At 40.5% G+C, this 25,797-nt stretch carries 22 protein-coding genes; 11 read left to right on the forward strand and 11 right to left on the reverse strand.

The genetic code is table 11. From position 1 onward, the window contains the following. Positions 1-83: 83 nt before the first annotated feature. Entirely contained in the window at positions 84-944 is an 861-nt protein-coding gene (locus H5200_RS02085; protein ID WP_182760822.1) for a fructosamine kinase family protein, read from the reverse strand. Positions 945-1,075: 131 nt separating this feature from the next. Here H5200_RS02085 and H5200_RS02090 point away from each other — a divergent pair, with 131 nt between their 5' ends. Beyond that, complete coding sequence (locus H5200_RS02090) at positions 1,076-1,771, forward strand: DUF445 domain-containing protein (RefSeq protein WP_182760852.1); 696 nt, start codon at positions 1,076-1,078, stop codon at positions 1,769-1,771. Between the two features lie 57 nt (positions 1,772-1,828). Here the strand turns inward: H5200_RS02090 and H5200_RS02095 are convergent, their stop codons facing one another. Continuing rightward, positions 1,829-2,197, reverse strand: a complete 369-nt coding sequence (locus H5200_RS02095) for a DUF3718 domain-containing protein (RefSeq protein ID WP_259399161.1) — start codon at positions 2,195-2,197, stop codon at positions 1,829-1,831. A gap of 319 nt (positions 2,198-2,516) precedes the next feature. On the opposite strand from H5200_RS02095, the gene H5200_RS02100 reads away from it, so the two are divergent. The 3 genes from H5200_RS02100 (at position 2,517) to H5200_RS02110 (ending at position 6,035) form a co-directional block, all read left to right on the forward strand. After that, the gene (locus H5200_RS02100) at positions 2,517-3,302 is read left to right on the forward strand and encodes a hypothetical protein (RefSeq protein WP_182760823.1); all 786 of its coding nucleotides are present in this window, start codon (positions 2,517-2,519) and stop codon (positions 3,300-3,302) included. 96 nt (positions 3,303-3,398) lie between these two features. Beyond that, positions 3,399-4,781, forward strand: a complete 1,383-nt coding sequence (locus tag H5200_RS02105) for an amidohydrolase (protein WP_182760854.1) — start codon at positions 3,399-3,401, stop codon at positions 4,779-4,781. A 12-nt stretch (positions 4,782-4,793) separates the two neighbouring features. After that, positions 4,794-6,035, forward strand: coding sequence for an amidohydrolase family protein (locus H5200_RS02110; protein ID WP_182760824.1), 1,242 nt, complete (start codon positions 4,794-4,796; stop codon positions 6,033-6,035). 148 nt (positions 6,036-6,183) lie between these two features. Here the strand turns inward: H5200_RS02110 and H5200_RS02115 are convergent, their stop codons facing one another. Together H5200_RS02115 and cspD are read right to left on the reverse strand one after the other, a co-directional pair. Continuing rightward, positions 6,184-8,406, reverse strand: coding sequence for an NADP-dependent isocitrate dehydrogenase (locus tag H5200_RS02115; protein ID WP_145233392.1), 2,223 nt, complete (start codon positions 8,404-8,406; stop codon positions 6,184-6,186). Between the two features lie 729 nt (positions 8,407-9,135). Further along, complete coding sequence (gene cspD / locus H5200_RS02120; RefSeq protein ID WP_054204685.1) at positions 9,136-9,351, reverse strand: cold shock domain-containing protein CspD; 216 nt, start codon at positions 9,349-9,351, stop codon at positions 9,136-9,138. Positions 9,352-9,560: 209 nt separating this feature from the next. Here cspD and clpS point away from each other — a divergent pair, with 209 nt between their 5' ends. Together clpS and clpA are read left to right on the forward strand one after the other, a co-directional pair. Beyond that, complete coding sequence (gene clpS / locus H5200_RS02125) at positions 9,561-9,869, forward strand: ATP-dependent Clp protease adapter ClpS (RefSeq protein WP_179959204.1); 309 nt, start codon at positions 9,561-9,563, stop codon at positions 9,867-9,869. A gap of 69 nt (positions 9,870-9,938) precedes the next feature. Next, positions 9,939-12,203, forward strand: a complete 2,265-nt coding sequence (gene clpA / locus H5200_RS02130) for an ATP-dependent Clp protease ATP-binding subunit ClpA (RefSeq protein WP_182760825.1) — start codon at positions 9,939-9,941, stop codon at positions 12,201-12,203. A gap of 176 nt (positions 12,204-12,379) precedes the next feature. Here clpA and infA read toward each other — a convergent pair whose 3' ends face one another. The 5 genes from infA to trxB all read right to left on the reverse strand — a co-directional run bounded on the left by infA (position 12,380) and on the right by trxB (position 18,372). Then, entirely contained in the window at positions 12,380-12,598 is a 219-nt protein-coding gene (infA, locus tag H5200_RS02135; protein WP_002962494.1) for a translation initiation factor IF-1, read from the reverse strand. Between the two features lie 90 nt (positions 12,599-12,688). Further along, entirely contained in the window at positions 12,689-13,393 is a 705-nt protein-coding gene (locus H5200_RS02140; protein ID WP_182717359.1) for an arginyltransferase, read from the reverse strand. After that, positions 13,386-14,102: a leucyl/phenylalanyl-tRNA--protein transferase gene (aat, locus tag H5200_RS02145; protein WP_182760826.1), complete on the reverse strand. Its 717-nt coding sequence runs from the start codon at positions 14,100-14,102 to the stop codon at positions 13,386-13,388. Before aat ends, H5200_RS02140 begins: the two co-directional genes overlap by 8 nt. Positions 14,103-14,280: 178 nt before the next feature. After that, positions 14,281-17,094: a bifunctional aconitate hydratase 2/2-methylisocitrate dehydratase gene (locus tag H5200_RS02150; RefSeq protein WP_182717360.1), complete on the reverse strand. Its 2,814-nt coding sequence runs from the start codon at positions 17,092-17,094 to the stop codon at positions 14,281-14,283. Positions 17,095-17,421: 327 nt separating this feature from the next. After that, positions 17,422-18,372 (reverse strand): thioredoxin-disulfide reductase, encoded by a 951-nt coding sequence (gene trxB / locus H5200_RS02155; RefSeq protein WP_138562378.1) that lies wholly within the window; start codon positions 18,370-18,372, stop codon positions 17,422-17,424. 288 nt (positions 18,373-18,660) lie between these two features. Here trxB and pssA point away from each other — a divergent pair, with 288 nt between their 5' ends. The 3 genes from pssA (at position 18,661) to H5200_RS02170 (ending at position 21,117) form a co-directional block, all read left to right on the forward strand. Continuing rightward, positions 18,661-19,986 (forward strand): CDP-diacylglycerol--serine O-phosphatidyltransferase, encoded by a 1,326-nt coding sequence (gene pssA / locus H5200_RS02160; protein WP_149982341.1) that lies wholly within the window; start codon positions 18,661-18,663, stop codon positions 19,984-19,986. Positions 19,987-20,133: 147 nt separating this feature from the next. Then, complete coding sequence (locus H5200_RS02165) at positions 20,134-20,586, forward strand: GNAT family N-acetyltransferase (protein WP_182739768.1); 453 nt, start codon at positions 20,134-20,136, stop codon at positions 20,584-20,586. Continuing rightward, a complete protein-coding gene (locus tag H5200_RS02170) occupies positions 20,587-21,117 on the forward strand; it encodes a GNAT family N-acetyltransferase (protein ID WP_182731288.1) in 531 nt (176 codons plus the stop codon). A gap of 85 nt (positions 21,118-21,202) precedes the next feature. Here the strand turns inward: H5200_RS02170 and H5200_RS02175 are convergent, their stop codons facing one another. Together H5200_RS02175 and H5200_RS02180 are read right to left on the reverse strand one after the other, a co-directional pair. Beyond that, the gene (locus H5200_RS02175) at positions 21,203-21,985 is read right to left on the reverse strand and encodes a nucleoside-binding protein (protein WP_182717364.1); all 783 of its coding nucleotides are present in this window, start codon (positions 21,983-21,985) and stop codon (positions 21,203-21,205) included. Positions 21,986-22,060: 75 nt separating this feature from the next. Then, a complete protein-coding gene (locus tag H5200_RS02180; protein ID WP_182760855.1) occupies positions 22,061-23,374 on the reverse strand; it encodes a Na+/H+ antiporter NhaC family protein in 1,314 nt (437 codons plus the stop codon). A 271-nt stretch (positions 23,375-23,645) separates the two neighbouring features. On the opposite strand from H5200_RS02180, the gene dapB reads away from it, so the two are divergent. Both dapB and carA read left to right on the forward strand, forming a co-directional pair. Continuing rightward, positions 23,646-24,443 carry a 4-hydroxy-tetrahydrodipicolinate reductase gene (gene dapB / locus H5200_RS02185; RefSeq protein ID WP_182760827.1) on the forward strand — a complete coding sequence of 266 codons (798 nt, stop codon included), beginning with the start codon at positions 23,646-23,648 and terminating at the stop codon, positions 24,441-24,443. Between the two features lie 207 nt (positions 24,444-24,650). Further along, complete coding sequence (gene carA / locus H5200_RS02190) at positions 24,651-25,787, forward strand: glutamine-hydrolyzing carbamoyl-phosphate synthase small subunit (RefSeq protein WP_145233083.1); 1,137 nt, start codon at positions 24,651-24,653, stop codon at positions 25,785-25,787. The last annotated feature ends 10 nt before the right edge of the window (positions 25,788-25,797 follow it).

Raw genomic sequence — 25,797 nt, forward strand, 5'->3', positions numbered from 1 at the left:
ACTGGGGTTGTTCAACATTAAGCGATACCTAAATATAGTCTGCTTTATTCATTTATGACATCTATTTGACAATAAAAACGACCTTATTTCAGTAGTAGTTCTATTTTTTGTTTAGCTTCAGTAAGATAGTGGCCGGCAAAGATATTTGCATGATTTAAAATAGGGTAAAGCTGGTAAATTAACTTACGTTGCTCATAGCCCTGTGTTAGTGGGTAATGCTTGTTATAGGCGATGTAAAAAGCGTCAGGTAAAGGAGCAAACAGCTCGCTCATGGCAATATCAACTTCCCGATCACCATAATAGCAGCTCGGATCAAATACACTCGGTACTGATTGAATAAATCCCATGTTGCCACGCCAAAAATCGCCATGCAATAATGATGGCTTTACGGTATGACTATGCAGCATATCTTTTATCAGGGCGACAAAGTAATCTTTGTCAACGAGATCAATGCCTTTTTCATGCAGTAATTGGAGCTGCCAGCCAATGCGCTCTTCGGCAAAAAATATATTCCATTTTTTATGCCAGCGATTGGGCTGAGTTGTTGGGCCAATAAAATTATCCTGATCAAAACCAAACATGGCTTGGCGATGTTTCAGATGCAGGCTTGCAAGGTGGCTACCCATAATATGCCAGTTGGTATGAGGTTGTTGGTCAAGTTCAAGCCATTCTAAAACGATAAATGAAAACTCAATATTAGCACCTGTAGTGATACAATCTGGCACCATAAATAAGCTCTCTTTAGTGAGCAGTTGTAAATTGTGGGCTTCGTTTTCAAATCGCTCTAAGTCACTACGATGAGCTACTTTAACAAAATACTGGTGTATACCATCACTGAGTTGAAATAATTTATCGCTATTAGGGCTTTGCAGTTGGCGTTTTATAGTGTGTTTAAAGTCAAAATGCATAGCTTGGCTGATCTGTTCGTTAACCGTATTCCACATAGCATTGTTCACCTTTTATACAGATAGTTAAACTATGGCAAAAAGTAGTTAAATAAACAAACTCTTGAGAGTAAAATTAATATTTTGTAAGCGCGCGCTTAGCTTTATGCAACAACCAAGTGGAGAGAATGATGAATAAAAGCCTTATTACCAATGTAATTGCCGGGATTTTAGTGGTGGCGGGTTTTCTATTTGACCAAGCAATTGTACTGTCAATCGGCTTATTTGCACTCTCAGGCGCAGTGACTAATTTACTCGCAGTGCATATGTTATTTGAAAAAGTACCTTTGTTATATGGGTCGGGCTTGATCCAGCTGAAGTTTGCGGGGTTTAAAGTGGCGATTAAAAATCTTATTTTAACCGAGTTCTTTTCAGAGCAAAAAATATCTCAATTGTTAGGCAACAAAAATATCAATGTCGATCTACAGCCAGTGATCAATGAAGTCGATTTAAATCCAGCTTTTGATAGCTTACTTGACGTTATTGAGCACTCCCAATTTGGTAGCATGTTAGCGATGTTTGGTGGTAGTGCCGCGGTTGAGCCAATGCGCGAAGCATTTATTGACAAAATGCGTGGATCATTACTTAATATGAGCGAAACCGATGAGTTTAAAAGTTTGGTGAATGAAAAATTAACGCAATCAGGGCTCGCAAGTGATTCGTTGTTTAACACGGTTTCTGGCTTAGTTGATGAGCGTTTAGACGAGCTGACACCAAAAATGGTCAAAGATATTATACAAACCATGATCCGTGAGCATTTAGGCTGGTTAGTTGTATGGGGCGGGGTATTCGGTGGTTTGTTTGGCCTGATTGCTGCAATCATATAAATTAATTTTAAGCAGGCCAACGACTCGCCTGCTTAAATTTGATATTGCTTAGCCATACTACTTAGAACCGGCAACAATCATAATTGTTTGTTGATCTAGTTTTGCTAAATCTTGAATTGAGGTACCCGTTGTCGTTTCAAGGTTTAGATACTTTGCCGTTTTATTAAAACCGTAAGTTCCCGCAAATTTTGCGATACTCAAGTTGTTACAACGTAGTTTATTGGTTACGGTTGTTTTGCTAATACGTAAGTCTCTCATTGTTGCATAAAGTTGCAAACGTTTATTGGAGCTCACAGCCATACAAACTTGAGTGCCAGGGCTATTATCAGCTGCAACAAATTGTGCTGCTTCAGTATTGGTCGTAGTAAGTGCTGCTGAGCTTAAAAGTAACGTTGTACAAAGTGCAGTTGTTAAAGTATTCATCATCAGTCTCCAGTGGTTTGGTATGTCTACTTGTTGACGAGTTAAATATTAGCTTTATTTTTAAATAAAGCTGTAAATGAAAATCGACAAGATGTAACACCGTGTGTGGATGTGTTTTATAACAGCTAACCATCTGATAATAAATGATTTGATGTATGTATTTTGACATATTTCAAACAAATTATTTTTCAATCTGCTTTCATAGGTTTTACATGCTATTTACTTTAGAGTCATTGCACTTTGTTGTGCAGCATTACTGACATATTTTTCAACCCTGTTATGATCGTCTTGATTATCAAATACCTGTCTATTAGGAGACTCTGTGAGTAAAACATTGGCGAGTTATTATCAGCAAGCATACGCCTGTGAACAGCATAATTTTAACCGTTGCTTTTATTGTGGCTGTGAAGCGACTGAGCGCGATCATTGCCCGCCATTGCATATGCTACAAAGCATTATTGATTTAGGTGAAGAAGCTGAGTTTATTAGTATTCCAGCGTGCTATGAATGCTATGCAATATTGCATAACGAGCGCTTAATGACGATTGATGAACGCTTTACTAAGTTAAAAAACAAACTCGGTGCCAAATATGCTAAACCACTGCGGGTTTATAATATGTGGCATGAGAATGAACTTAGCGATATGAGTGATGAGTTTGCACATAGCATTAAAGCGGGTATGGCGTTAGGAAAAGAAACCGCAGAGCGCTTGGCGTTTAGTGGTTTTAGTTATGCAACCGAAGAAGCCAAGGTCACAGTGCGAGAAAAAACGGCTGAGTTTGATGTCGAAGGCGCCATTTTTACTGATTTTAAAGAAGCTTTAAATTATTGTATTAGCGAATTAAAAGTACAAAAAAGTGATTTTTATAAAATTTTAGTAGAAGACTACCAAGGTGATTTTAATAAAGCCTTGAGTCAGTATCGTCATCGTCACGATAAAGTGACTGCCGCTAAAGATGGCGATTGCCTAATTAAGGATTTTTCAAAATTGCATAAACAAAATTCAGACTTCGTAACTCGAACTGTTAAGCACTTTATTAGTAAAGATCCAAGTTTGACAACAGAAGCTGCACTTGAGCAACTGTATAACAATTATATTAAGAAATAACATTCATCTTATATAAATGCAGCTCTAGCTGATTTTTTAGCTTTATGTTGTGTGTTTATATAAAGTAACAAAAAAACAACAACAGAGACTAATATGATGCAAAAATTTGCTCCTTCATTGTTGGTTGTTGCACTTGGTGTGGCGATTGCCGGCTGCCAAGACAACGGCCCACAAGACGACAAAGTAACAATCAATAAAAATCCATATCCAAGTACCTATAAGGTACTTAAATCAACCACGACGCTTATCACCAATGCAACAGTACTAACAGGTACAGGTGAGCGTTTAGAAGAAGCCGATGTATTACTTGTTGACGGAAAAGTGCAACAAGTCGGTAAAGATCTAACTGCACAAGCTGATTTGACTATTGATGCACAAGGTAAATGGGTTACACCTGGGCTTATTGATGTACATTCACATTTAGGAGCATACCCAAGCCCTTCTGTTGAATCTCATCAGGACGGCAATGAAATGACCAGCCCAAATACTGCCGAAGTGTGGGTTGAGCATTCAATTTGGCCGCAAGACCCTGGCTTTAACCGCGCGCGTGAAGGCGGTATTACCGCATTACAAATTTTACCCGGCTCAGCTAATTTATTTGGTGGTCGTGGGGTTACTTTAAAAAATGTTCCATCGCACACGATGCAGGGTATGAAGTTCCCTGACGCACCGTATGGTTTAAAAATGGCCTGTGGTGAAAACCCTAAGCGTGTTTACGGGCGTAAAGGAGTATTACCATCAACACGAATGGGTAATATGGCCGGTTATCGTGAGGCTTGGATAGGCGCCGCTGAATATAAACGCGCGTGGGATAAATACGATGCTGATTATGCAGCAGGTAAAAATCCAGAGGTGCCGCATCGTGATATTAAATACGATACATTGCGTGGTGTATTAGAAGGCGAAGTTAGGATCCACAATCATTGTTACAAAGCAGAAGAAATGGCAATGATGATTGACCTTTCAAAAGAGTTTGGTTATCACGTGGGTACTTTCCATCACGGTATTGAAGCATACAAAATTGCTGATTTACTTGCAGATAACGGCTCATGTGCTGCGCTTTGGCCTGATTGGTGGGGCTTTAAAATGGAAGCTTACGACATGGTACAAGAGAACGTAGCGATTGTTGATGCGGTTAAAAATTCTTGTGCTGTTGTTCATTCAGACTCTGACACCACTATCCAGCGCTTGAATCAAGAAGCCGGTAAAGTAATGTACCGCGCTAACGATAATGGGTTTAATATTTCAGAACAGCACGCAATTAAATGGATCACTTCGAATGCTGCAAAATCGCTAGGTATAGCTGATAAAACCGGTTCACTCGAAGCTGGCAAACAGGCTGATGTGGTAATTTGGAATCAAAGTCCGTTTAGTGTTTATGCTAAAGCTGAGCAAGTATTTGTTGATGGTGCGAAAGTGTATGATCGCTACGATGATACATTCCAAGCACAAAGCGATTTTATGTTAGGTCAAAAATAAGGAGTAACTAGGATGACAAAATTAACACATTCATTTTCACTCTCGCTAGTTGCTGCTGGTTTGTTAGCAAGTACTGCGGTGAACGCCCAATCAGTCGCGATCATCAACGCCACTGTTCATACCTCAACTGAGCAAGGTATTTTACAAGGCGCTAGCATCATCATGGATGAAGGCAAAATTATTGCTATTAATCCTGCAACAGTCGAAGCTGATACGATTATTGATGCCAAAGGGCAAATTGTTACAGCTGGCTTTATTGGCAGCATGAATCAGTTAGGTCTAGTTGAAGTGGGCGCTGTTGCTGGCTCTCGCGATGCTGGCGATGATAAAGCGGGGATCGATTTTGATCCAAGCCTAGCATTTAATGCTCACTCAAGCTTGATCCCGTATGCACGTAAAGGTGGCATCACCCGTGATGTGATCACCCCTCATGGCGGAGAAAGTATTTTTGCAGGCCTTGCCAGCGTAGTTGATTTAAGCGGTGAGTTTGACAGTGTTAAGCAAACGCAAGTCGCGCTGGTAGTTAATTTAGGTGAGAAAAGCAAAGGCTCGCGCGCAATGTCGCTGAAAAACGTGATTGATAAGTTAGCAGCACATCAACAAAAAGCCAGCAAAAAAGATAAAAAAGACGATGCTGTACCAAGCACTGAAGATAAAGTGCTCGATAAAGTATTAGCGGGTGAAATGCCACTATTAGTAACGGCTTCTCGCGCCGCAGATATTATTGAGCTAATCAAAGTAAAACAACAGTTTTCACTTAATTTAGTGATTGCAGGCGCACAAGATGCCGTGGTTGTAAAAGAGCAATTAGCGCAAGCAAATGTTCCAGTCATTGTAAGTTCTATGGAGAGCTTGCCAGGCAGTTTTGATTCGCTACATGCGAGTTTAGATAATGCAGGCAAACTCGAAAAAGCAGGCGTAAAGGTGTTGTTGTCGATCGCAGGCGATGCCAGTCACAATGTTTATCAATTGCGTTTTGACGCGGGTAATGCGGTTTCTTATGGCATGACACAAGCGGGTGCATTAAAAGCGATAACAGCGAATATTGCTGATGTATTTGGAATTAATGCCGGTAGTGTGGCGGTAGGTAAAGCTGCTGACTTAGTGATGTGGAACGATGACCCATTTGATTTTACTAGTCACGTAACTAAAATGTTTATTAACGGCGAAGAAGTTTCAACTGAAGCACGCCAAGATAAACTCCGTAAGCGTTATACTACTGACTCAGATATGCCTCGCGCATATACTAAGTAACTACGTTCAGCTTAGTAACTTGAACAATTTAAAGGCTGCATTTGCGGCCTTTTTGCTTTTTGTATCAGTGAAAAATAAAACATTATTTAAAAACCACAAAAAAGGCGCTCACTTTAACAGTGAGCGCCTTTTAAATTTAAATCGATACTTATACTAGTTTAGCTAATATATCGTTAAATGTTGTGCTAGGGCGCATTGCTTTAAATGCTGCATCATCATTTGGTTGGAAATAACCACCGATGTTTACAGCTGGGCCTTGTGCATCGTTAAGTTCGTTAACGATTTGTTCTTTGTTGGTTTCTAAATCACTGGCGATTTGTGTGAACTGTGCTTTAAGTTCACTGTCATCGTTTTGCTTGGCAAGCTCTTGCGCCCAGAATAAAGATAGGAAGAAGTGAGAACCACGGTTATCAATTTCTTTCACTTTACGAGACGGTGATTTGTTTTCAGCAAGGAAAGTACCTGTTGCTTTATCAAGGGTATCAGCTAGCACTTGTGCTTTGTTGTTACCAGTATTGACAGCTAGGTGCTCAAGTGATGCCGCAAGTGCTAAAAACTCACCTAACGAATCCCAACGTAAGTGGTTTTCTTTTTCGAATTGTTGAACGTGCTTCGGTGCTGAACCACCCGCGCCAGTTTCAAATAAACCGCCGCCATTCATAAGTGGTACGATTGAAAGCATTTTTGCACTCGTACCAAGCTCAAGAATTGGGAATAAATCAGTTAGGTAATCACGTAATACGTTACCTGTTACTGAAATAGTATCTAGGCCATCTTTAATGCGTGCAAGAGAGAATAAGGTTGCTTCAAGTGGTGCAAGTATTTGAATATCAAGGCCAGATGTATCGTGGTCTGGCAAGTATGCGTTAACTTTTTTGATTAACTGTGCATCGTGTGCACGGTTTTCGTCAAGCCAGAAAATAGCAGGGTTACCGGTAGCGCGTGCACGGTTTACAGCTAATTTTACCCAATCTTGAATTGGTGCATCTTTAACTTGGCACATGCGCCATACATCGCCTTGCTCAACAGTGTGTTGTAGCAATACGTTGTCAGCACTATCAACAACACGGATCACACCATTTGCTGGTGCTTCAAATGTTTTGTCGTGTGAACCATATTCTTCAGCTTTTTGTGCCATTAGGCCAACGTTAGGAACGCTACCCATAGTGGTTGGATCAAATGCACCGTGTTCTTTACAGAAATCAATTGTTGCTTGATAAACACCAGAGTAACAACGATCAGGAATGACAAAGCTAGTATCTTGTAATTTACCTTCACTGTTCCACATTTGACCGCTTGAACGAATTGCAGCAGGCATAGACGCATCGATAATCACATCACTTGGTACGTGTAAGTTAGTGATACCACGATCAGAATCAACCATCGCAATTGCAGGGCGTGTAGCGTATACAGCGTCAATATCAGCTTCGATTTCAGCGCGTTTAGCATCGTCTAATGTTTGGATTTTAGCGTAAACATCACCAAGACCATTATTAACATCAACACCTAGCTCAGCAAATAAAGCGCCGTGCTTAGCAAAAACGTCTTTATAGAATACTTTTACCGCATGACCAAAGATGATTGGATCAGATACTTTCATCATGGTTGCTTTCATATGTAATGAAAACAGAATGCCTTTTTCTTTTGCAGCATCGATTTCAGCCGCTAAGAAAGCTTGTAGTTTCGTAATACTGATTGAAGATGCGTCAATCACTTCACCAGCAAGTAATGGCGTGCTTGCTTTAAGAACAGATACGTCGCCATTTTCAGCAACGTGCTCAATACGTACATCAGTAGCAGTATCGAGTGTTACTGATTGCTCAGAGCCAAAGAAATCGCCTTCGCTCATGCTCGCAACATTTGAAGCAGAATCTTTGCTCCATGCACCCATTGAATGTGGGTTGTTACGTGCATATTCTTTTACAGAGCCAGGAGCACGACGATCAGAGTTACCTTCACGTAATACTGGGTTTACAGCACTACCTTTGATTTTGTCGTACGTTGCTTGAATTGCTTTTTCTTCATCTGTTTTAGGTTCAGCAGGGTAGTCTGGCAGTGCGTAACCTTTTGCTTGTAATTCTTTGATAACAGCACGTAATTGTGGAACTGATGCACTGATATTTGGTAATTTAATGATGTTTGCTTCAGGTTTTTTAGCCAGCTCGCCTAATTCAGCAAGCGCATCACCAATACGTTGTTCTTCAGTTAAATACTCAGAAAAGTTAGCAATAACACGACCCGCTAAAGAGATGTCACGTGTTTCAACTTCAACGCCTGCGGCATTAGTGTATGCTTGGATGATCGGCAGCAAAGAGTATGTTGCTAGTGCCGGAGCTTCGTCTGTTTTAGTGTAGATAATTTTTGATGTCATCATCATTCCTAGATAGTAGGCGTAAGAGCCATATTCAACAATGCAAAGAAATATCATCGCCATCATGCGTGCACGACGTGACAATGATCAGTCAGTTAGGTGTTAATACTGTTGATTAAATAATCACACCTGACGAACTGTATTTAATTTTATGTTATTTATAAACTAAGTAAATTAGCCATTAGCCTAATTATTAGTGTTTAAAGGGCCTTTTGAGGCTGCTTTTAAGCACCTAAGAGTGTAACAAGCTTGGCAACAAAGGGCTAATAACAAATATATACCCAAACCATCTCAAGATGCGAGTTTCAGTTGGAATTAAAAGCGATTTAGGCAAGGCATTGATTGCAAATAATAGTGGTTCTATTGTTAAAATCAATAACGCAGTATAAATCGCTTTTAAACCAACCCGTTGGGCGTTTCACAGGCACTTACTCTCATCGTTGTTACTTCTTAAAAGGGACTGCCATTGTTGCAAAGTAACGCCTTGATATTAAGCCCCTGTGAAACGCTGGATTCTGCATCTTGAGGTGGTTTGGGTATAACATGGGGGTATTAAAAAAGAATTTCAAGAGGAAGGACAGTTTTTGTTCATTCTGTACGTTTAATTTCTAATAGATTAAAAATGCCAGCTTTGAATCTGAATGTACAATTTAGTTGGGATTAAATAAATTTAGAGGAATTAAGCGAGGATCTTTACAGGTCGCTCGCTTTAGTCGAACGTCTAAACAACTACACTAACTCTTCGTTAGGCGCTATATTAGTCGCATGCATGCCTTTAGGGCCTTGCTGCAATTCGAATGTTACATCTTGACCAGCTTTAAGTGTTTTATAACCGTCCATTACAATCGTTGAGTAATGGGCGAATATATCATTCTCGCAGCCGTCTTCTACGATGAAACCAAAACCTTTGGCATTATTGAACCATTTGACTTTACCACAAGCCATACTTCTACATCCTTCTATAAGTTGACTAATTTAGTTATTCTAAACCGTATAGTTTGATAGACTGACTAAGGTTTAATCAATCTACAATTGACTGTAGTTTATTTCGCCGATCAGTCAAGTGTTTTAAACTATTTTTTTAACATTTAATTTATTTTTTATTCAAGTTTGCTTGAGTTCCAAAGACAAGACTATATTTAATTATGAGTGGCATGAAAGATTCAGGTGTTTTAGATACGGTTCGCGATAGTGAGAAGCAAAAACTGCAACCACCGCGAAAATACAAAGTCATTTTAAATAATGATGATTACACGCCAATGGACTTTGTGATAGAAGTACTAACGACGTTTTTTAATATGGATAGCGATAGAGCAACAGATGTGATGCTGCAAGTTCATCAAAATGGTCGCGCAATTTGCGGTGTTTATACCGCAGATGTAGCGTATACCAAAGTTGAACAAGTAAACCGTTATGCACGAGATAACGAGCATCCACTGCTATGTAGTTGTGAGCAGGAATAATACCAAGGTAGGGTGATCAAAATACCCATCACAACGGTATAAAAATATTATCTCAGTAAGGGGTTGCTAATGCTAAACAAAGATTTAGAACTAACTTTAAACGCGGCGTTTCGCGAAGCGCGTACACGTCGCCATGAATTTATGACTGTAGAGCACCTATTACTTGCCCTACTTGATAATCCATCGGCTGGAGAAGCGCTACACGCCTGCGGGATTGATATGGCAGCATTAAAAGCTGAGCTATCAGAGTTTATTAATGAGACCACTCCAGTCATTCCTGATTTAGAAGAAGAACGTGAAACTCAACCAACACTTGGTTTTCAGCGGGTATTGCAACGCGCAGTATTTCATGTGCAATCATCGGGTAAAAACGAAGTAACAGGCGTCAATGTGCTGGTTGCCATTTTTTCAGAACAAGAAAGCCAAGCGGTTTACTTGCTGAAAAAAGCTGATATTTCGCGACTAGATATTGTGAACTTTATATCTCATGGTATCTCTAAAGCAGACGATGACATGGGCGGTGAAGATGCTGATGACATCCATGAAGAAGTACAAGCCGTTCAAGGCGAAGAGCCAAGTAAATTAGAAAACTTCACGTCTAATTTGAATGTACTCGCCCGTGAAGGGAATATCGACCCATTGGTGGGCCGTGATAGTGAAGTAGAACGCACGGTGCAAGTACTGTGTCGTCGTAAAAAGAATAATCCGTTATTAGTTGGCGAAGCTGGGGTAGGTAAAACCGCTATTGCTGAAGGTCTAGCGTATCGCATAGTGCATGAACAAGTACCCGAAGTGATTGCCGATGCTGTGGTGTACTCGTTAGATATGGGGGCATTACTTGCAGGTACTAAATACCGAGGTGATTTTGAAAAGCGCTTTAAAGCATTACTAAAAGAGCTTCAGGCGAAACCAGGCGCTATTTTGTTTATTGATGAGATCCATACCATAATTGGTGCCGGCGCAGCCTCTGGTGGCGTTATGGACGCATCTAACCTGCTTAAACCACTGCTTTCGAGCGGTAAGTTACGTTGTATGGGCTCAACTACCTATAACGAGTATAAAAATATCTTTGAAAAAGACCGTGCGTTAGTGCGCCGTTTTCAGAAAATTGATGTACTTGAACCAAGTGTCGCTGATACCACTAAAATACTTAATGGTTTAAAAGAACGTTACGAAGAGCATCATGGCATTCGCTATACGCAAAAAGCGTTAAAAGCGGCGGCAGAGCTCAGTGCTAAGTACATTAATGAGCGTCACTTACCTGATAAAGCCATTGATGTTATTGATGAAGCGGGTGCTAGCCAACGATTACAACCGATCTCTAAACGTAAAAAAACCATTGGTGTGACAGATATCGAATTGATCGTGGCAAAAATGGCGCGTATTCCGCAGCAAAGTGTGTCATCAAGCGATAAAGAGACTCTTAAAAATCTTGATCGTAACTTGAAGATGTTGGTATTTGGCCAAGATCAATCAATCGATGCACTAACCTCGGCCATTCGCTTATCACGTTCAGGCTTATCAAATGAAGATAAACCAGTCGGTTCGTTTTTGTTTGCAGGACCAACGGGTGTAGGTAAAACGGAGGTAACTAAACAGCTTGCAAAATGTATGGGTGTTGAGTTTATCCGTTTTGATATGTCTGAGTATGTTGAGCGCCACGCGGTAAGCCGTTTAATTGGTGCGCCTCCAGGCTACGTTGGTTTTGAACAAGGTGGTTTGTTAACTGAGGCTGTGATTAAAAATCCACATTCGGTTGTATTACTGGATGAGATTGAGAAAGCTCACTCAGATATTTACAATATCTTACTGCAAGTGATGGATCATGGCACGCTGACCGATAATAACGGCCGTAAAGCTGACTTTAGAAACGTTGTGGTGGTGATGACTACTAATGCGGGCGTACAAGAAACAGTACGTAAATCAATAGGCTTTACTGATCAAGATCATTCTCATGATGCGATGAGCGAAATCAATAAAGTATTTTCGCCAGAATTTAGAAACCGCCTAGATAACATCATTTGGTTTAACCACCTTGATCGTGATGTAACTTTACTGGTTGTTGATAAATTTATTGTTGAGTTACAAGCGCAGCTGGATAAAAAGTCAGTTAATCTTGAGCTTACTAATAAAGCGCGGGAATGGTTGGCAGATAAAGGCTACGATAAAGCTATGGGCGCACGTCCAATGGGCCGCGTGATCCAAGAGCAATTGAAAAAGCCGCTGGCAAACGAGATCTTATTTGGGCAACTTATCGACGGTGGCACAGTGAAAGTGTCTATCAAAGATAAAAAATTGCGTTTTGATTATGAAACGAATTTAACACCTGCATAATTGCAGCGTTAAATAGAAAACAAAAAGCCCAGCAATTGCTGGGCTTTTTGTTTATTAAATGTAATTGTTAGTTTAGCTATCAATTACATTTAATAAACGCTTCAAGCTAATGTAGAAAGTAACTAAGTTACTCAGACAACTTAGCTAAAAACTTGATATTTCGTTAACGCACTAACTTAGCGAGCACGGAATACGATGCGACCTTTTGATAAATCGTATGGGGTCATTTCTACGGTAACTTTATCGCCGGTTAAAATGCGGATATAGTTTTTACGCATTTTACCTGAAATGTGAGCCACAACTACGTGACCATTTTCAAGCTCAACTCGGAACATTGTATTTGGTAAAGTATCAAGGACCGTCCCTTGCATTTCGATTACGTCTTCTTTCGCCATGTTTAGCGTAACACCTCTTTAATAGTTAAACGATGCAGATTCTGCCGAAAATACACCAATAAGTAAAGCCGCAGTAGGCATTTTTGTAAATTAAATAGCCAGCCACTGGTCTGCAACCCTATTTTGGGCAGGTAAAAATTGGGTTTTGTAACGCATTTTTGCACATTCATCAATTTGATAACCTAAATAGACAAATTCTTTATCGTATTGTTTGGCGAATTTGAGCTGCTCTAAAATCATAATTGTGCCCACACTGAAGTGCTCATAATCAGGATCAAAAAAAGTGTAAATAGCAGAAACAGCGTTGTGCATACAATCAGTTACCGCCACTGCAACCAGTTTCTCTTGGTCCCATAATTCAATAAAAGTAATTGGTAACCAGTGACAAAATATAAAGCTGTTAAACTGACTTTGTTCTGGTGGGTACATAGAACCGTCTTGGTGACGCTCGGTAATGTATTTACTGTATAACGGAAAGTATTCAGGGCGTTGTTGGTCTGAGTATTTCACGCAAAAGGCATTTTTTGCTTTATTAAGTTTACGTTTTTGTGATTTTGTCGGTAAAAATGCCTTAGCTAATACACGCACAGACTTACATGCGCTGCAAACAGGGCAGTGTGGTCGGTAAATTTGGTCACCACTACGGCGAAAACCGAGGGCCAGTAATTGCTCAAATTTGCCCGGGGTATAACAACTTGGATCCAAAATGACTAATAATTGCTCTTGGCGATCGGCTAGGTAGCTACAATCAAATTGTTGGCTTAAACCTAAACGAGCAGGTAAGTGTTCAGTCATAAATAGCGATAAGCTCCTGAGGTTGCCACATTGTTGTTGGAATAATAAACTCTTCTGCTTGTTTTAGTTTAGTTAAAAATTCTGAGCGCGGTAGCACTTTTTCACCTAAAGTGACTAAATAAGGATTCTCAAGCTGACAGTCAATAAAATGCGCATGGTGACGTTTCAACCAATTGACCAATGCCCACATGGCTAATTTTGAACAATTAGCTTGATGATGGAACATTGATTCGCCGCAAAATACGCCATGCTGCATAATACCGTACAAGCCACCAACAAGTTTGTCGTCTGACCAGATTTCTAAACTATGCGCTAAGCCTGCTTTATGTGCATCTTTATAAGCGTTGAGCATTTTTTTTGTGATCCAGGTGCCATCTGTTTCTAAGCGTTGTTGGCGACAGGCTTCAATCACCTGAGTAAATTCGGTATTAATAGTCACTTTAACCGGATTTTTTTTCAGATGCTTGCGTAAGCTTCGGCTAATATGAAATTCATTGAGTTCAATGATGCCGCGCATACTTGGCGACCACCACATAATTGGCTCGTATTCACTAAACCATGGAAAAATACCGTAGCGATAGGCATTTTTTAATCGCGTTACAGATAAGCATCCACCAATGGCAAGTAAACCATCTGGATCATCTAATGCATGGGTGGGATCAGGAAAAGCAAAGTGGCTTTTAGCGAGTTGATAAAGTTGTTTAGTCATAACACCGATTGAATAACTGAATGATCAAGATAAAGTGTAACCTGTTGCTTTAAATTCACAAACCACAAATTATTGTGTTATCCATCCCCTCGTACAGCGCTTACTTATGATAGGCAAATTGTAGGCATAAAAAAAGCGCGTTAAAAAACGCGCTTAATTGAACCATTAACTAATCGAATTAGCTAACCACTTTTACGGGTACTGCTTGACCTGCGTTGAACTTAGTTGTCATCGCTTCTTCAACAGGTACAAACGATGTAAGGTCAATACCTTCAACTGCAGACTTATACTCTTCGATAGTCGGGAAACGACCAAGAACAGAAGAAAGTACTACAACTGGCGTTGAACCCAGTAGTGACTCACCTTTTTTCTCAGATGTATCAGCTACTACACGGCCTTGGAACAGACGTGTTGACGTTGCGATAACAGTGTCACCAGGTTCAGCTTTTTCTTGGTTACCCATACATAGGTTACAACCAGGGCGTTCTAGGTATAAGATATTTTCATACTTAGTACGTGCAGCCGTTTTTGGTTTTGCATCGTCAAATTCAAACCCTGCGTATTTAGCAAGGATATCCCAATCGCCTTCCGCTTTAAGCTCATCAACAATGTTATATGTTGGTGGCGCAACGACCAATGGCGCTTTGAATGAGATAGAACCGTTTTTCTTCTCAAGGTTACGTAGCATGTGAGCAATAATTTTCATATCGCCTTTGTGCACCATACACGAACCAACAAAAGCTAAATCAACAGGTTTGTCGTTGTAAAAAGAAACAGGGCGGATCACATCGTGAGTATAACGCTTAGAAACATCATCGTTATTTACATCTGGATCGGCAATCATTGGCTCAACGATTTGGTCTAAATCAACCACAACTTCTGCGTGGTATTTAGCATTATCGTCTGGAGAAAGTGCTGGCTCTTCACCAGATTGAATACCTGCAATACGCTTATCAGCTAAGTCGATTAGACCTTGTAGCGTTTGCGCCTCGTTATCCATCCCTTTGTTGATCATGATTTGGATACGTGACTTAGCAAGTTCAATTGACTTAATTAACGTTTCATCATTTGAAATACAGATTGATGCTTTCGCTTTCATCTCTGCAGTCCAGTCAGTGAAGGTAAACGCTTGGTCAGCCATAAGAGTACCAATATGCACTTCAATGATGCGACCTTGGAACACGTTTTCGCCACCAAATTGCTTAAGCATTTGCGCTTGCGTTGCATGTACAACGTCGCGGAAATCCATGTGCTTAGCCATTTTGCCTTTAAACGTCACTTTAACTGAATCAGGAATTGGCATCGCTGATTCACCCGTTGCAAGTGCAACAGCAACCGTACCCGAGTCGGCACCAAAGGCAACACCTTTAGACATACGTGTATGCGAGTCACCACCGATGATGATTGCGCGGTCATCAATAGTAATGTCGTTCAATACTTTGTGAATAACGTCAGTCATTGCATGATAAACGCCTTTCGGGTCACGTGCAGTGATCAAACCAAACTTATTCATGAACGCCATTAGTTTAGGAATGTTTGCTTGCGCTTTGCTATCCCATACAGATGCAGTGTGACAACCAGACTGATATGCACCATCAACAAGAGGTGAAATCGTAGAAGCAGCCATGGCTTCTAATTCTTGTGCTGTCATTGGGCCGGTTGTATCTTGCGAACCAACGATGTTCACTTTAACGCGAACATTTGAGCCTGCATGAAGTGGTGTATCAGATAGTACACCTACTGCATTACGGTTAAAGATTTTTTCAACCGCTGTTAAGCCTTGGCCTTCATGTGAAATTTCTTTTGAAGGTGCATACACAAGTGGAGTTTCAATGCCGAGTGTTTCAGCAGCAAACGTTTGTAGTTTTTTACCGAATACAACAGCGTAAGAACCACCGGCTCTCATGAATTCAACTTTTTGCGGTGTGAATGCTGACGAAATATCAACAAGTTCTTTATCACCGTTATAAAGCTTTTTCTCTTTAGTATTAATTGTTAACACAGTACCGGTAGCAACAGAGTACGCTTCTTCAAGCACTGCATCACCATTGTCATCAGTCACTGTATTGCCGTTTGCGTCTACTTTTTTAACCCAGTTTTTAAGGTCAAGACCAATACCGCCAGTTACATCAACGGTTGTTAAGAAGATTGGCGCAATACCATTAGTACCTGCAACAACAGGGGCAATGTTGATGAAAGGAACGTATGGGCTTGCTTGTTTACCCGCCCAAAGTGCTACGTTATTCACACCAGACATACGAGATGAACCAACGCCCATCGTGCCTTTTTCAGCAATAAGCATTACTTTAGCGTTAGGGTGTTTCTTTTGAAGTGCAACAATTTCTTGCTGTGCTTCTTCAGTGATCATGCATTTACCGTGTAATTCACGGTCAGCACGTGAATGTGCTTGGTTACCTGGAGATAGTAAATCAGTTGAGATGTCGCCTTCACCGGCAATATAGGTTACTACATCGATTTTTTCTTCGATGTCAGGTAATTTTGTGAAGAATTCAGCTTGTGCGAAACTCTCTAGTAACTCTTTAGCAATAGCATTGCCTGCTTCGTATGCCGCTTTTATGCGAGCCATATCTGCATCGTATAAGAATACTTGAGTCTTAAGTACTTCAGCCGCTTGTGCTGCGATTGTTGCGTCATCAGCAAATACTAAATCAATTAGCATTTCAATTGACGGGCCGCCTTTCATGTGTGAAAGCAGTTCAAATGCGAATTCTGGAGTGATCTCTGCAACTTGCTCTTCACCCAAAATAATTTCTTTTAGAAACTGTGCTTTAACGCCCGCAGCACTGGTTGTTCCTGGTAATGTATTAAAGATAAAGAAATGCAGTGAATCTTTACGGTGCTCGTTATTAGTATCTTTAATTTGATTAATGATTTCTGATACTAGTTCAGCGCTATCGATTGGTTGTGGGTTTAATCCAAGCTCCGTTTTACGGGTTTGGATTTCTTCCATATATTTTGTATACAAACTCATAGAAAACTCTCGGTATTTTACTTGATATGAAGTTAAGCATTTTAACTGATTTTACAGTCTCTAGTAATGCCTAAATGAATAAAGCTTTTCTGCCTAACTATAATTATAGCTAGTTTTACTTACTATACTTTGACGATATTCATTGCTCGAACTTAGATCCTATCGCACCTAAGCCATTAATTGTATAAATATGATTGATTCCGAGTATAAGTGTGGTGAATGTTGATGCGACTGCAATGAGTACTTTTCGGTGTTGGATGAGCCTTTATAATTTTGGGCCACAAAAAAAGGGCTGAAAATTCAGCCCTTACTATATGTTGTGTAAACTTATAGGTTATCTAAGAAACGCTCAGCATCAAGTGCTGCCATACAGCCAGTACCAGCAGAAGTGATTGCTTGACGGTAGATATGATCAGACACATCACCTGCAGCAAAAACACCTGGTACACTTGTTTGTGTTGCATTGCCGTTTAGGCCTGACTCAACCACTAAGTAGCCGTCTTTCATTTCAAGTTGGCCAACAAACATATCAGTATTTGGTTTATGACCAATTGCAATAAATACGCCCGCTAAATCAATTTCTTCAGTGGCTTCTGAGTTTGCATCCTTGATACGAACACCGGTAACACCCATTTGGTCGCCCAGTACTTCATCAAGCGTACGGTTATAATGCATGACTACGTTACCGTTTGCTGCTTTTTCAGCGAGGCGATCGGCTAAGATTTTTTCACTGCGAAAGCTATCACGACGGTGAATTACATGTACTTCATCAGCAATGTTCGATAAATAAAGCGCTTCTTCAACCGCAGTATTACCACCACCAACAACCGCAACTTTTTGACCTTTATAGAAAAAACCATCACAGGTTGCACAGGCAGACACACCACGGCCTTGGAAGTTAGTTTCAGACTCTAGGCCCAAGTACTTAGCAGATGCACCCGTTGCAATGATCAGCGCATCACACGTGTAAGTACCTTGGTCGCCAGTTAGCGTGAAAGGGCGCTTAGATACATCAACAGTGTGTATGTGATCAAAGACAATTTCAGTTTCAAAACGCTCGGCATGCTCTTTCATACGATCCATTAATGCTGGACCTGTTAAACCGTGAGCATCGCCCGGCCAGTTTTCAACTTCAGTCGTTGTTGTAAGTTGACCGCCTTGTTGCATACCGGTGATCAATACCGGGTTTAAATTTGCGCGTGCTGCGTAAACTGCTGCAGTGTAACCCGCAGGTCCAGATCCTAAAATTAGCAACTTACAATGTTTTACTTCACTCATGTTTTTATATCCTAAACGTTTAATAGCGTATTAATGCGCTCGATTTTAAGAGAAACAAGAGGGAAGTAAATAAAAGCGGCGATTATTTTTTTTTCTAAATCACAAAGCTGTCAAATATTGTGTACTAGAATCATGATAAGTGTACGATTTGTATGATATCTGAGCTATTAATTCAGTATTAACTCAGCATGCGACGTTAATTCATGACCAAGCTGTGTTTTTTTGATATGTTTTAACTAATTTTGATTTGTGACCCTGATTAAGGGTGACCTAAGTGAATAGGCAATTATGTTATTTTGGCAGGAAAAACCCGCGTACGGGTTGACTTCAAAAGACGTTAACGTCTTAACCAATGCACAAGAATATCGCACGCATTTACTAGCACTGATTGCGCAGGCAAAAACACGTATTTATATTACGACACTTTATCTGCAAGATGATGAAGCAGGGCGTGAAGTGTTAGCAGCGTTACATCAGGCTTCATTAGCAAACCCCGCATTAGATGTAAAAGTGTTGGTTGACTTTCATCGTGCCCAACGCGGTTTAATTGGTGCGGCAAAGTCAGATGGTAACGCCAGTTTATATTGTGAATATCAAGAAAAATATCAATCAAATGTACAAATTTTTGGCGTACCAGTAAAAGCAAAAGAACTTTTTGGGGTGCTGCATTTAAAAGGTTTTGTAATTGATGATACGCTGCTTTACAGCGGTGCGAGTTTAAATAATGTGTATTTGCAGTATCAAGAGCGCTACCGGTTAGATCGCTATTTTTTAGTCGAGCAGGCCTCACTATGTGATTCTGTGATTGACTTTATTGAACATGAATTGTTGAGTTCTGAAGCCGTTCCACGCATTGATGTGCGGCCTTTAACAAAGTTTAATGATATTAAAATCGCACAAAAACAATTGATGCGTTCATTAAAGCAAGCTAACTACGCTCACAGTGTGGAGCAAAATGAGCAAGCACTTGGCGTGCGACTATTTTTAGGACTGGGACGACGTAATAACGAGCTTAATCGTGTGATCAAATCCTTATTTGATGCCACCGAGCAAGAGTTAGTGCTGTATACCCCATACTTTAATTTTCCTGCACCGTTAATGCGTTCCTTGCGCCGCTTACTAAAACAGGGCAAGCAAGTAACAATCGTAGTAGGCGATAAAACGGCGAATGATTTTTACCTGCCACCAAGTGAACCATTTAGTAAAATAGGGGCTTTGCCATACTTGTATGAAACGATTTTGCATAAATTTTTAAAATCGCAAAAGCGCCATATTATTAACGGTAATTTAAATGTGTATTTGTGGCAGCATGAAAGTAACTCATTTCATTTGAAAGGTATTTGTGCTGATCGTAAATATCATTTATTGAGTGGCCATAATTTAAATCCTCGTGCCTGGGGATTAGATATCGAAAATGGCATTTTATTAGAAGATCCTGAGCAAAGTCTCATGCCAGCAATCGACAATGAAAGAGCCGAGATATTACAACACTGTCGTCGTTTAAACGGTGCCGAAGATTTAGAAACCATGGACGATTACCCGCCAGCGGTTAAAAAATTGCTGGGGCAAGCTAAGCGTGTCAAAGTTGATTTTATTATTAAGCGTTTTATTTAACGCAAAGTTAGAGACTAAAATGTAAGTACTATAAAAGCAGCGTTTACGCTGCTTTTTGTTGATTTAGCCTCGGAGCTGTTGCCCAACTCCGCTACAATATTTTTGCAAAACTGATGATGGTTATTTTAATATTCAAAGGAACTAACAATGCTTATTAAATCCGCCGAGCAAAAAGATTACGCCTCTTTAATTGAGATCTGGGAAGCTTGCGTTTCTCATACCCATGACTTTTTAACCCAACAACACATAGATGAACTGAAACCATTGATTTTGGCACATTATTTTGATGCTGTTAGTCTTTTTTGTTGTAAAGACAACAGTGGAAAAATAATTGGGTTTATTGGCGTTGCTGGCGGCAATATTGAAATGCTGTTTGTTGAGCCGACTTTCTTTGCGAAGGGGGTTGGCACGTTATTAATTAATTACGCGATTGATAATTTAGCGGCAACTCATGTTGATGTTAACGAGCAAAACCCTAAAGCCCATGGTTTTTATTTAAGTAGAGGGTTTGAGCAAATAGGGCGCTCTGAATTAGATGGTCAAGGAAAGCCGTTTCCGCTGCTACATATGCGTTTAGCAAAAGTAGTTGAGGCTGACTAAATGGAACTGGTGATTTCAGATTCAATAACTTTAAAGCCATTAGATATTAGTCACGCAGTTGAACTTTACCAAGTTATCGCCGATAGTCGGGAAAATCTGAGTCAATTTTTACCTTGGGTGGATGACGTAATAGATGTTAATTCAACTAAACGTTATATATATGAACGACTACACAGCGGTAAAGCCGGTTCTCAGTGGTTTGCGGTATATATAGAGGATCGCTTAAGCGGTGTATTTGGTATTAAACACATTGATCCTGACAGTAAAGGTGCTGAATGCGGTTATTGGTTAGCTGATTTTGCACGCGGGCAAAGAGCCATGAATCAAGTGCTTACTAAAATAGTGCCTTATATAAAAAATAATAGTCATGCAAAAGTGATTGAGTTTTGTTGTTTAGAGGAAAACTTAGCGAGTATAAAGGTTGTGCAACGCGCGGGCGCACAATTTAAATATTATCAAAAAGAGACATCAATCTTCCTTGCTAATCAGCAACAGCAGCGTTTGGGTGTTTATGAAATAAAGCTAACGTGATCTGTGTTCATGGTAAGTAAAAAAAGCGCAATACAATTAATATCGCGCTTTATTATTATCGCTAACTCGCTAACTCGCTAACTCGCTAAAACGTCCACTCAACATGAAATTGCGGTACCGACTCAGTGGTATCGGTCCCTAGCTTATTGTGCCAATATTGCCACTCAAGGCCAAGTAGTAAGGTGTTTTCTTTCATGCTGATGGCATTACCCAAGTCCCAAGTAATAATAGGCTGCGCTAAGATCCACGCCTTAACATCTTCACCAAATTCATTTTCGCGCTCAGCAATATATTCAACATGGCCAGTTATATTAAATTTTTGTGAACCAATCGAAAACGGGTAACCCCATGCAACATCTAGCATCCAGCTGTTAGTTTCAATAGGCGCGCCACCACGCGCAACACCCTCGTTATCATCTATATAGGCCGTAACTAGGGTTGATAAAAAACTAAATCCTTTCGCTTGCCAATTTACTTTAACACCGGGTAAATACTTCAATACCTTAGCATCACCTGCGGCGTTAAAGCCCGCTGTTAATCCAACGTCAGCAATAGCGCCAAACGAAAAGTCATTACCGGTTATTTTAGAAAGGCTAAAAGTTGAATACCATTCGCCATAAAAGTCACGGTCTTGATAGCCATCATCAACATTATCATTAATGTAATCTATGAAGAAAAAGTTATCACCATAGTCATAGCCAGAGGCGTGTTGCAGTGAAGCGATTGATGTACCTGCTTCTTGTTCAGTAAATGGGTTTTTAAAATCGCCGTAGTTTAAATGTAGTTGCGTTGTGCTCCAATTTGCAGCAAAGCTAGATGTACTAACTGCACAAAGGGCGAATAAAGATAATGTTGATTTTATATTCATAACTATATGTTTAATGGGGAGTAAAGTGCAAAGTATAGCAGATACGCCCAAACGTGAGCGCATCTGCTTAAGTATTTATGCCTTATTTCGGCGTAGGCAAATTACAGCTATAGCAGTAAATGCCAATATAAAGCAGTAGTAAGATGAGGTTGATACTTGCCACGGGCTAATTTTAAATGTTGCGCCAAGTAGTAACGCTTGTGCACCATAAGGGAGAGATCCTTGCGTAACACAGGCGAAAATATCCAGTAAGCTTGCTGAACGCTTAGCGCTGATCTCACCATCATCGGCAAGTTTTTTGGCGATAGGACCGGCAACAATAATCGACACGGTATTATTCGCTATACATACGTTGCTGGTCATAACTAACGCGGCAATACCAAGTTGATCTGCCACTTTTCGGTGCCATTTTGCAATGACTTTAGTAATGGCTTGAATCTTTTGCGCGATATAGTCAAGGCCACCGTTAATACGAATAAACTCTGATAAGCCACCAATAAACATCGACAGCAAGAATATTTCTTGCATATCAGTAAAGCCCTTATAAATGTCTTTTACAAAGCTGGCTCCTTCATAACTGCCAGTAAAGCCCATCAGTGCCGCAAATATAATACCGCTGAACAGCACCACAAATACATTAAAGCCCATCACCGCTAGTACTAAAATAAATGCATAAGGTAGTACTAATAGAATATCGTAATCTTTAGTTTCTACTGCTTGAGCCGCAGGAGTTAAAAAGAATAATAAACCAATAGTGAGGATAGCTGCTGGCAATGCGATTTTTAAATTCTCACGGAATTTATCTTTCATCTCACAGCCTTGGGTACGCGTTGCAGCAATGGTGGTATCAGAAATAATTGATAAGTTATCGCCAAACATCGCACCTGACACAATCGTACCGGCCATTAATGCTGGATCAATACCGGTTTTAATAGAGACCGCATACGCAATCGGGCCAATCGCCCCGATAGTGCCCATTGAAGTACCCATGGCCGTAGATACTACCGCTGCAATTAAAAATAAGCCCGGTAAAAGTAATGCCGGTGGAATAAGTGATAAACCGGCGTTAACAACCGCATCCACGCCGCCTGTTGCACCTGCGACGGCAGAAAATGCCCCAGCAAGTAAATAAATTAAGCACATGGTAATGATGTTGTTGTGACCGGCACCTTTTATAAAGGTTTCTACACTGTGGTTAATGGTGTTTTTATTTAACATAAACGCCAGCATAATCGCCGGTAAAATAGCAACAGGGGCAGGGAGCTGATAAAAAGCGTAATCGACCCCTTGTGATTGCAGGTATAAACCCGCACCTAAAAATAAGGCCACAAAGGTTAATAGGGGGAGCAAAGATAGTTTTGCTGTTGTTTTATTAAATGATGGCTGCATCATATTCCTCGTTAGATAACTTCTTGCACAACTAACACAGCCAAAACATCCCTCTTTTAGCTGAATTTAGTTGTCATACCTACCACAATGATAAGTACCTCAACAGCGCCCGCAAGCCAAAGACCAAATCGGCGCAAAGAAAGAAGTTTAAATGTATAGATGGCTAAAGTCTATGGGTATCTGTTATTATTATTTTTTAAAAGGCTTACCTGACTATTACACGAGTTTTAGATAAAATCTAGCCAACTCAAAAAATGCATAGGTTATTAATATGAATCGAATAGGCGTATTTGGCGCAAACGGAAGAATGGGCTTGGCATTAATTGAAGCCGCTCACAAAAATAATCATACCGAGCTTAGTGCAGCCTATGTACGCAGCAGTTCTCCCTTATTAAATATTGCCGTTAATCAATTAAATAGCGCAGCACCTGCGACAATTAATTTTAGTGATGAACGCAACGTTGACAATACCGACGTACTGATTGATTTTACGCTCCCAGCGGGTATGCGTGAGCATTTAAAAACAGCCGTTGCACAAAATATCCCGATGGTGATTGGCACCACCGGTTTAAATGACGGCGATATGCTGGCGTTACAAACGGCTGCCAAGCAAATTCCAATTGTGTTTGCGCGAAATTACAGCGTAGGCGTAAATTTACTGTTGAATTTAGTGCAAACCGCCGCCACTAAATTCGGTGATGATTTAGATATCGAAATTTTTGAAGCGCATCATCGCCATAAAATCGATGCGCCATCAGGCACTGCACTTGCCATTGGTGAAGCAATTGCCGATGCAAAAGGGTGGGTGCATGATGAGGTTGCGGTATTTGATCGCAGCCGAGTAGAAACAGAGAAATCGCAAAATGAAATTGGTTATTCGGTGCTCCGAGGCGGAGATATAGTTGGTGAACATACCGCATATTTCGCAACTTCTGGCGAAAGGCTTGAATTAACTCATAAAGCAAGTTCTCGAATGACCTTTGCATTAGGCGCAGTAAGAGCTGCGGGCTGGTTGAAAAATAAGCCTGCAGGACTTTATGATATGCAAGATGTCCTCGACTTGAAGTAGTTTAGTTACTTTTTTGGGTGTTTGGTGGCTTTTTTGGCTTATAGGGCTTATTTTTACTGATTATTGAAATAGGGTTAGACCTAAAAGGCAAATTACTATAAAATAGCGCTAATTTGCCAAAAATTCATAATTGCGTGTTTCCAATCGCTATAAACGGGTAGTAAAGCAAATGACTTTACTCCCGTTTTTTACTGTTAGGAGGTTAACTTGACTAAATCCGCTCTGTTAGTTCTAGAAGACGGCACAGTGTTTCGCGGTACTGCAATCGGCGCTGACGGCATGTCTGTCGGTGAAGTAGTATTCAATACATCAATGACTGGTTATCAGGAAATTCTGACTGACCCTTCATACGCGGAACAAATCGTAACTTTGACGTACCCACACATAGGTAATACGGGTACTAACAGCGAAGACGAAGAAGCGAGTCACATTTGGGCTAAAGGCCTAGTGATCCGTGATTTGCCACTGCTAGCAAGTAATTTCCGTAACGAGCAATCGTTAGATGATTACTTAAAAGAACGTAATATCTTAGGTATTGCAGACATCGACACCCGTAAGCTTACCCGTATTTTGCGCGATAAAGGCGCTCAAAACGGTTGTATTATTGCAGGTGACGAATTAGATGAAAACCAAGCGCTCGCAGCTGCGCAAGCCTTCCCAGGCTTAAAAGGTATGGATTTAGCGAAAGTAGTATCAACCAAGGAAAATTTCGAGTGGCGTGAATCAAGCTGGACATTAGGCGCAGGGTTCAAAACTCTAAACGCAGCCGATGAAAAGTTTCACGTTGTTGCTTATGATTTCGGTGTGAAGCGTAATATTCTCCGTATGCTTGTAGACCGTGGTTGTAAATTAACCGTTGTACCTGCACAAACCTCGGCAGCTGACGTGTTAGCACTTAACCCAGATGGTATCTTCTTATCGAATGGCCCGGGCGATCCTGAACCGTGTACTTACGCCATTGAAGCAATTAAAGCCTTTTTAGAAACTGAAATTCCTATTTTTGGTATCTGTTTAGGTCACCAATTGTTAGCCCTTGCCTCGGGTGCAAAAACAGTGAAAATGAAGTTTGGTCATCACGGTGGTAACCACCCAGTGAAAGATTTAGACCGTAACGTAGTAATGATCACTGCGCAAAACCATGGTTTTGCTGCCGATGAAACAACGTTACCAGATAACCTTCGTGCTACGCATAAATCGTTATTTGACGGAACGTTGCAAGGTATTCACCGCACCGACAAACCTGCTTTTAGCTTCCAAGGTCACCCTGAAGCAAGCCCAGGTCCACACGATGCAGCCCCATTATTTGACCACTTCATCGATTTGATGCAAGCGCGTAACAACTAATTAAACCGGA

The organism is Pseudoalteromonas sp. SG43-7 (genome assembly GCF_014164295.1).
GTDB classification, from domain to species: domain Bacteria; phylum Pseudomonadota; class Gammaproteobacteria; order Enterobacterales; family Alteromonadaceae; genus Pseudoalteromonas; species Pseudoalteromonas rhizosphaerae.

Excerpts from the sequence above, each read along its gene's own strand:
- dapB (WP_182760827.1), top strand. The coding sequence starts at position 23,646 with ATGAATCGAATAGGCGTATTTGGCGCAAACGGAAGAATGGGCTTGGCA.
- H5200_RS02090 (WP_182760852.1), top strand. The coding sequence starts at position 1,076 with ATGAATAAAAGCCTTATTACCAATGTAATTGCCGGGATTTTAGTGGTG.
- H5200_RS02115 (WP_145233392.1), bottom strand. The coding sequence starts at position 8,406 with ATGACATCAAAAATTATCTACACTAAAACAGACGAAGCTCCGGCACTA.
- infA (WP_002962494.1), bottom strand. The coding sequence starts at position 12,598 with ATGGCGAAAGAAGACGTAATCGAAATGCAAGGGACGGTCCTTGATACT.
- pssA (WP_149982341.1), top strand. The coding sequence starts at position 18,661 with ATGTTATTTTGGCAGGAAAAACCCGCGTACGGGTTGACTTCAAAAGAC.
- aat (WP_182760826.1), bottom strand. The coding sequence starts at position 14,102 with ATGACTAAACAACTTTATCAACTCGCTAAAAGCCACTTTGCTTTTCCT.
- H5200_RS02085 (WP_182760822.1), bottom strand. The coding sequence starts at position 944 with ATGTGGAATACGGTTAACGAACAGATCAGCCAAGCTATGCATTTTGAC.
- clpA (WP_182760825.1), top strand. The coding sequence starts at position 9,939 with ATGCTAAACAAAGATTTAGAACTAACTTTAAACGCGGCGTTTCGCGAA.
- H5200_RS02165 (WP_182739768.1), top strand. The coding sequence starts at position 20,134 with ATGCTTATTAAATCCGCCGAGCAAAAAGATTACGCCTCTTTAATTGAG.
- H5200_RS02110 (WP_182760824.1), top strand. The coding sequence starts at position 4,794 with ATGACAAAATTAACACATTCATTTTCACTCTCGCTAGTTGCTGCTGGT.
- H5200_RS02150 (WP_182717360.1), bottom strand. The coding sequence starts at position 17,094 with ATGAGTTTGTATACAAAATATATGGAAGAAATCCAAACCCGTAAAACG.
- H5200_RS02170 (WP_182731288.1), top strand. The coding sequence starts at position 20,587 with ATGGAACTGGTGATTTCAGATTCAATAACTTTAAAGCCATTAGATATT.
- H5200_RS02175 (WP_182717364.1), bottom strand. The coding sequence starts at position 21,985 with ATGAATATAAAATCAACATTATCTTTATTCGCCCTTTGTGCAGTTAGT.
- H5200_RS02140 (WP_182717359.1), bottom strand. The coding sequence starts at position 13,393 with ATGACTGAACACTTACCTGCTCGTTTAGGTTTAAGCCAACAATTTGAT.
- cspD (WP_054204685.1), bottom strand. The coding sequence starts at position 9,351 with ATGGCTTGTGGTAAAGTCAAATGGTTCAATAATGCCAAAGGTTTTGGT.
- clpS (WP_179959204.1), top strand. The coding sequence starts at position 9,561 with ATGAAAGATTCAGGTGTTTTAGATACGGTTCGCGATAGTGAGAAGCAA.
- H5200_RS02105 (WP_182760854.1), top strand. The coding sequence starts at position 3,399 with ATGCAAAAATTTGCTCCTTCATTGTTGGTTGTTGCACTTGGTGTGGCG.
- trxB (WP_138562378.1), bottom strand. The coding sequence starts at position 18,372 with ATGAGTGAAGTAAAACATTGTAAGTTGCTAATTTTAGGATCTGGACCT.
- H5200_RS02180 (WP_182760855.1), bottom strand. The coding sequence starts at position 23,374 with ATGCAGCCATCATTTAATAAAACAACAGCAAAACTATCTTTGCTCCCC.
- H5200_RS02095 (WP_259399161.1), bottom strand. The coding sequence starts at position 2,197 with ATGATGAATACTTTAACAACTGCACTTTGTACAACGTTACTTTTAAGC.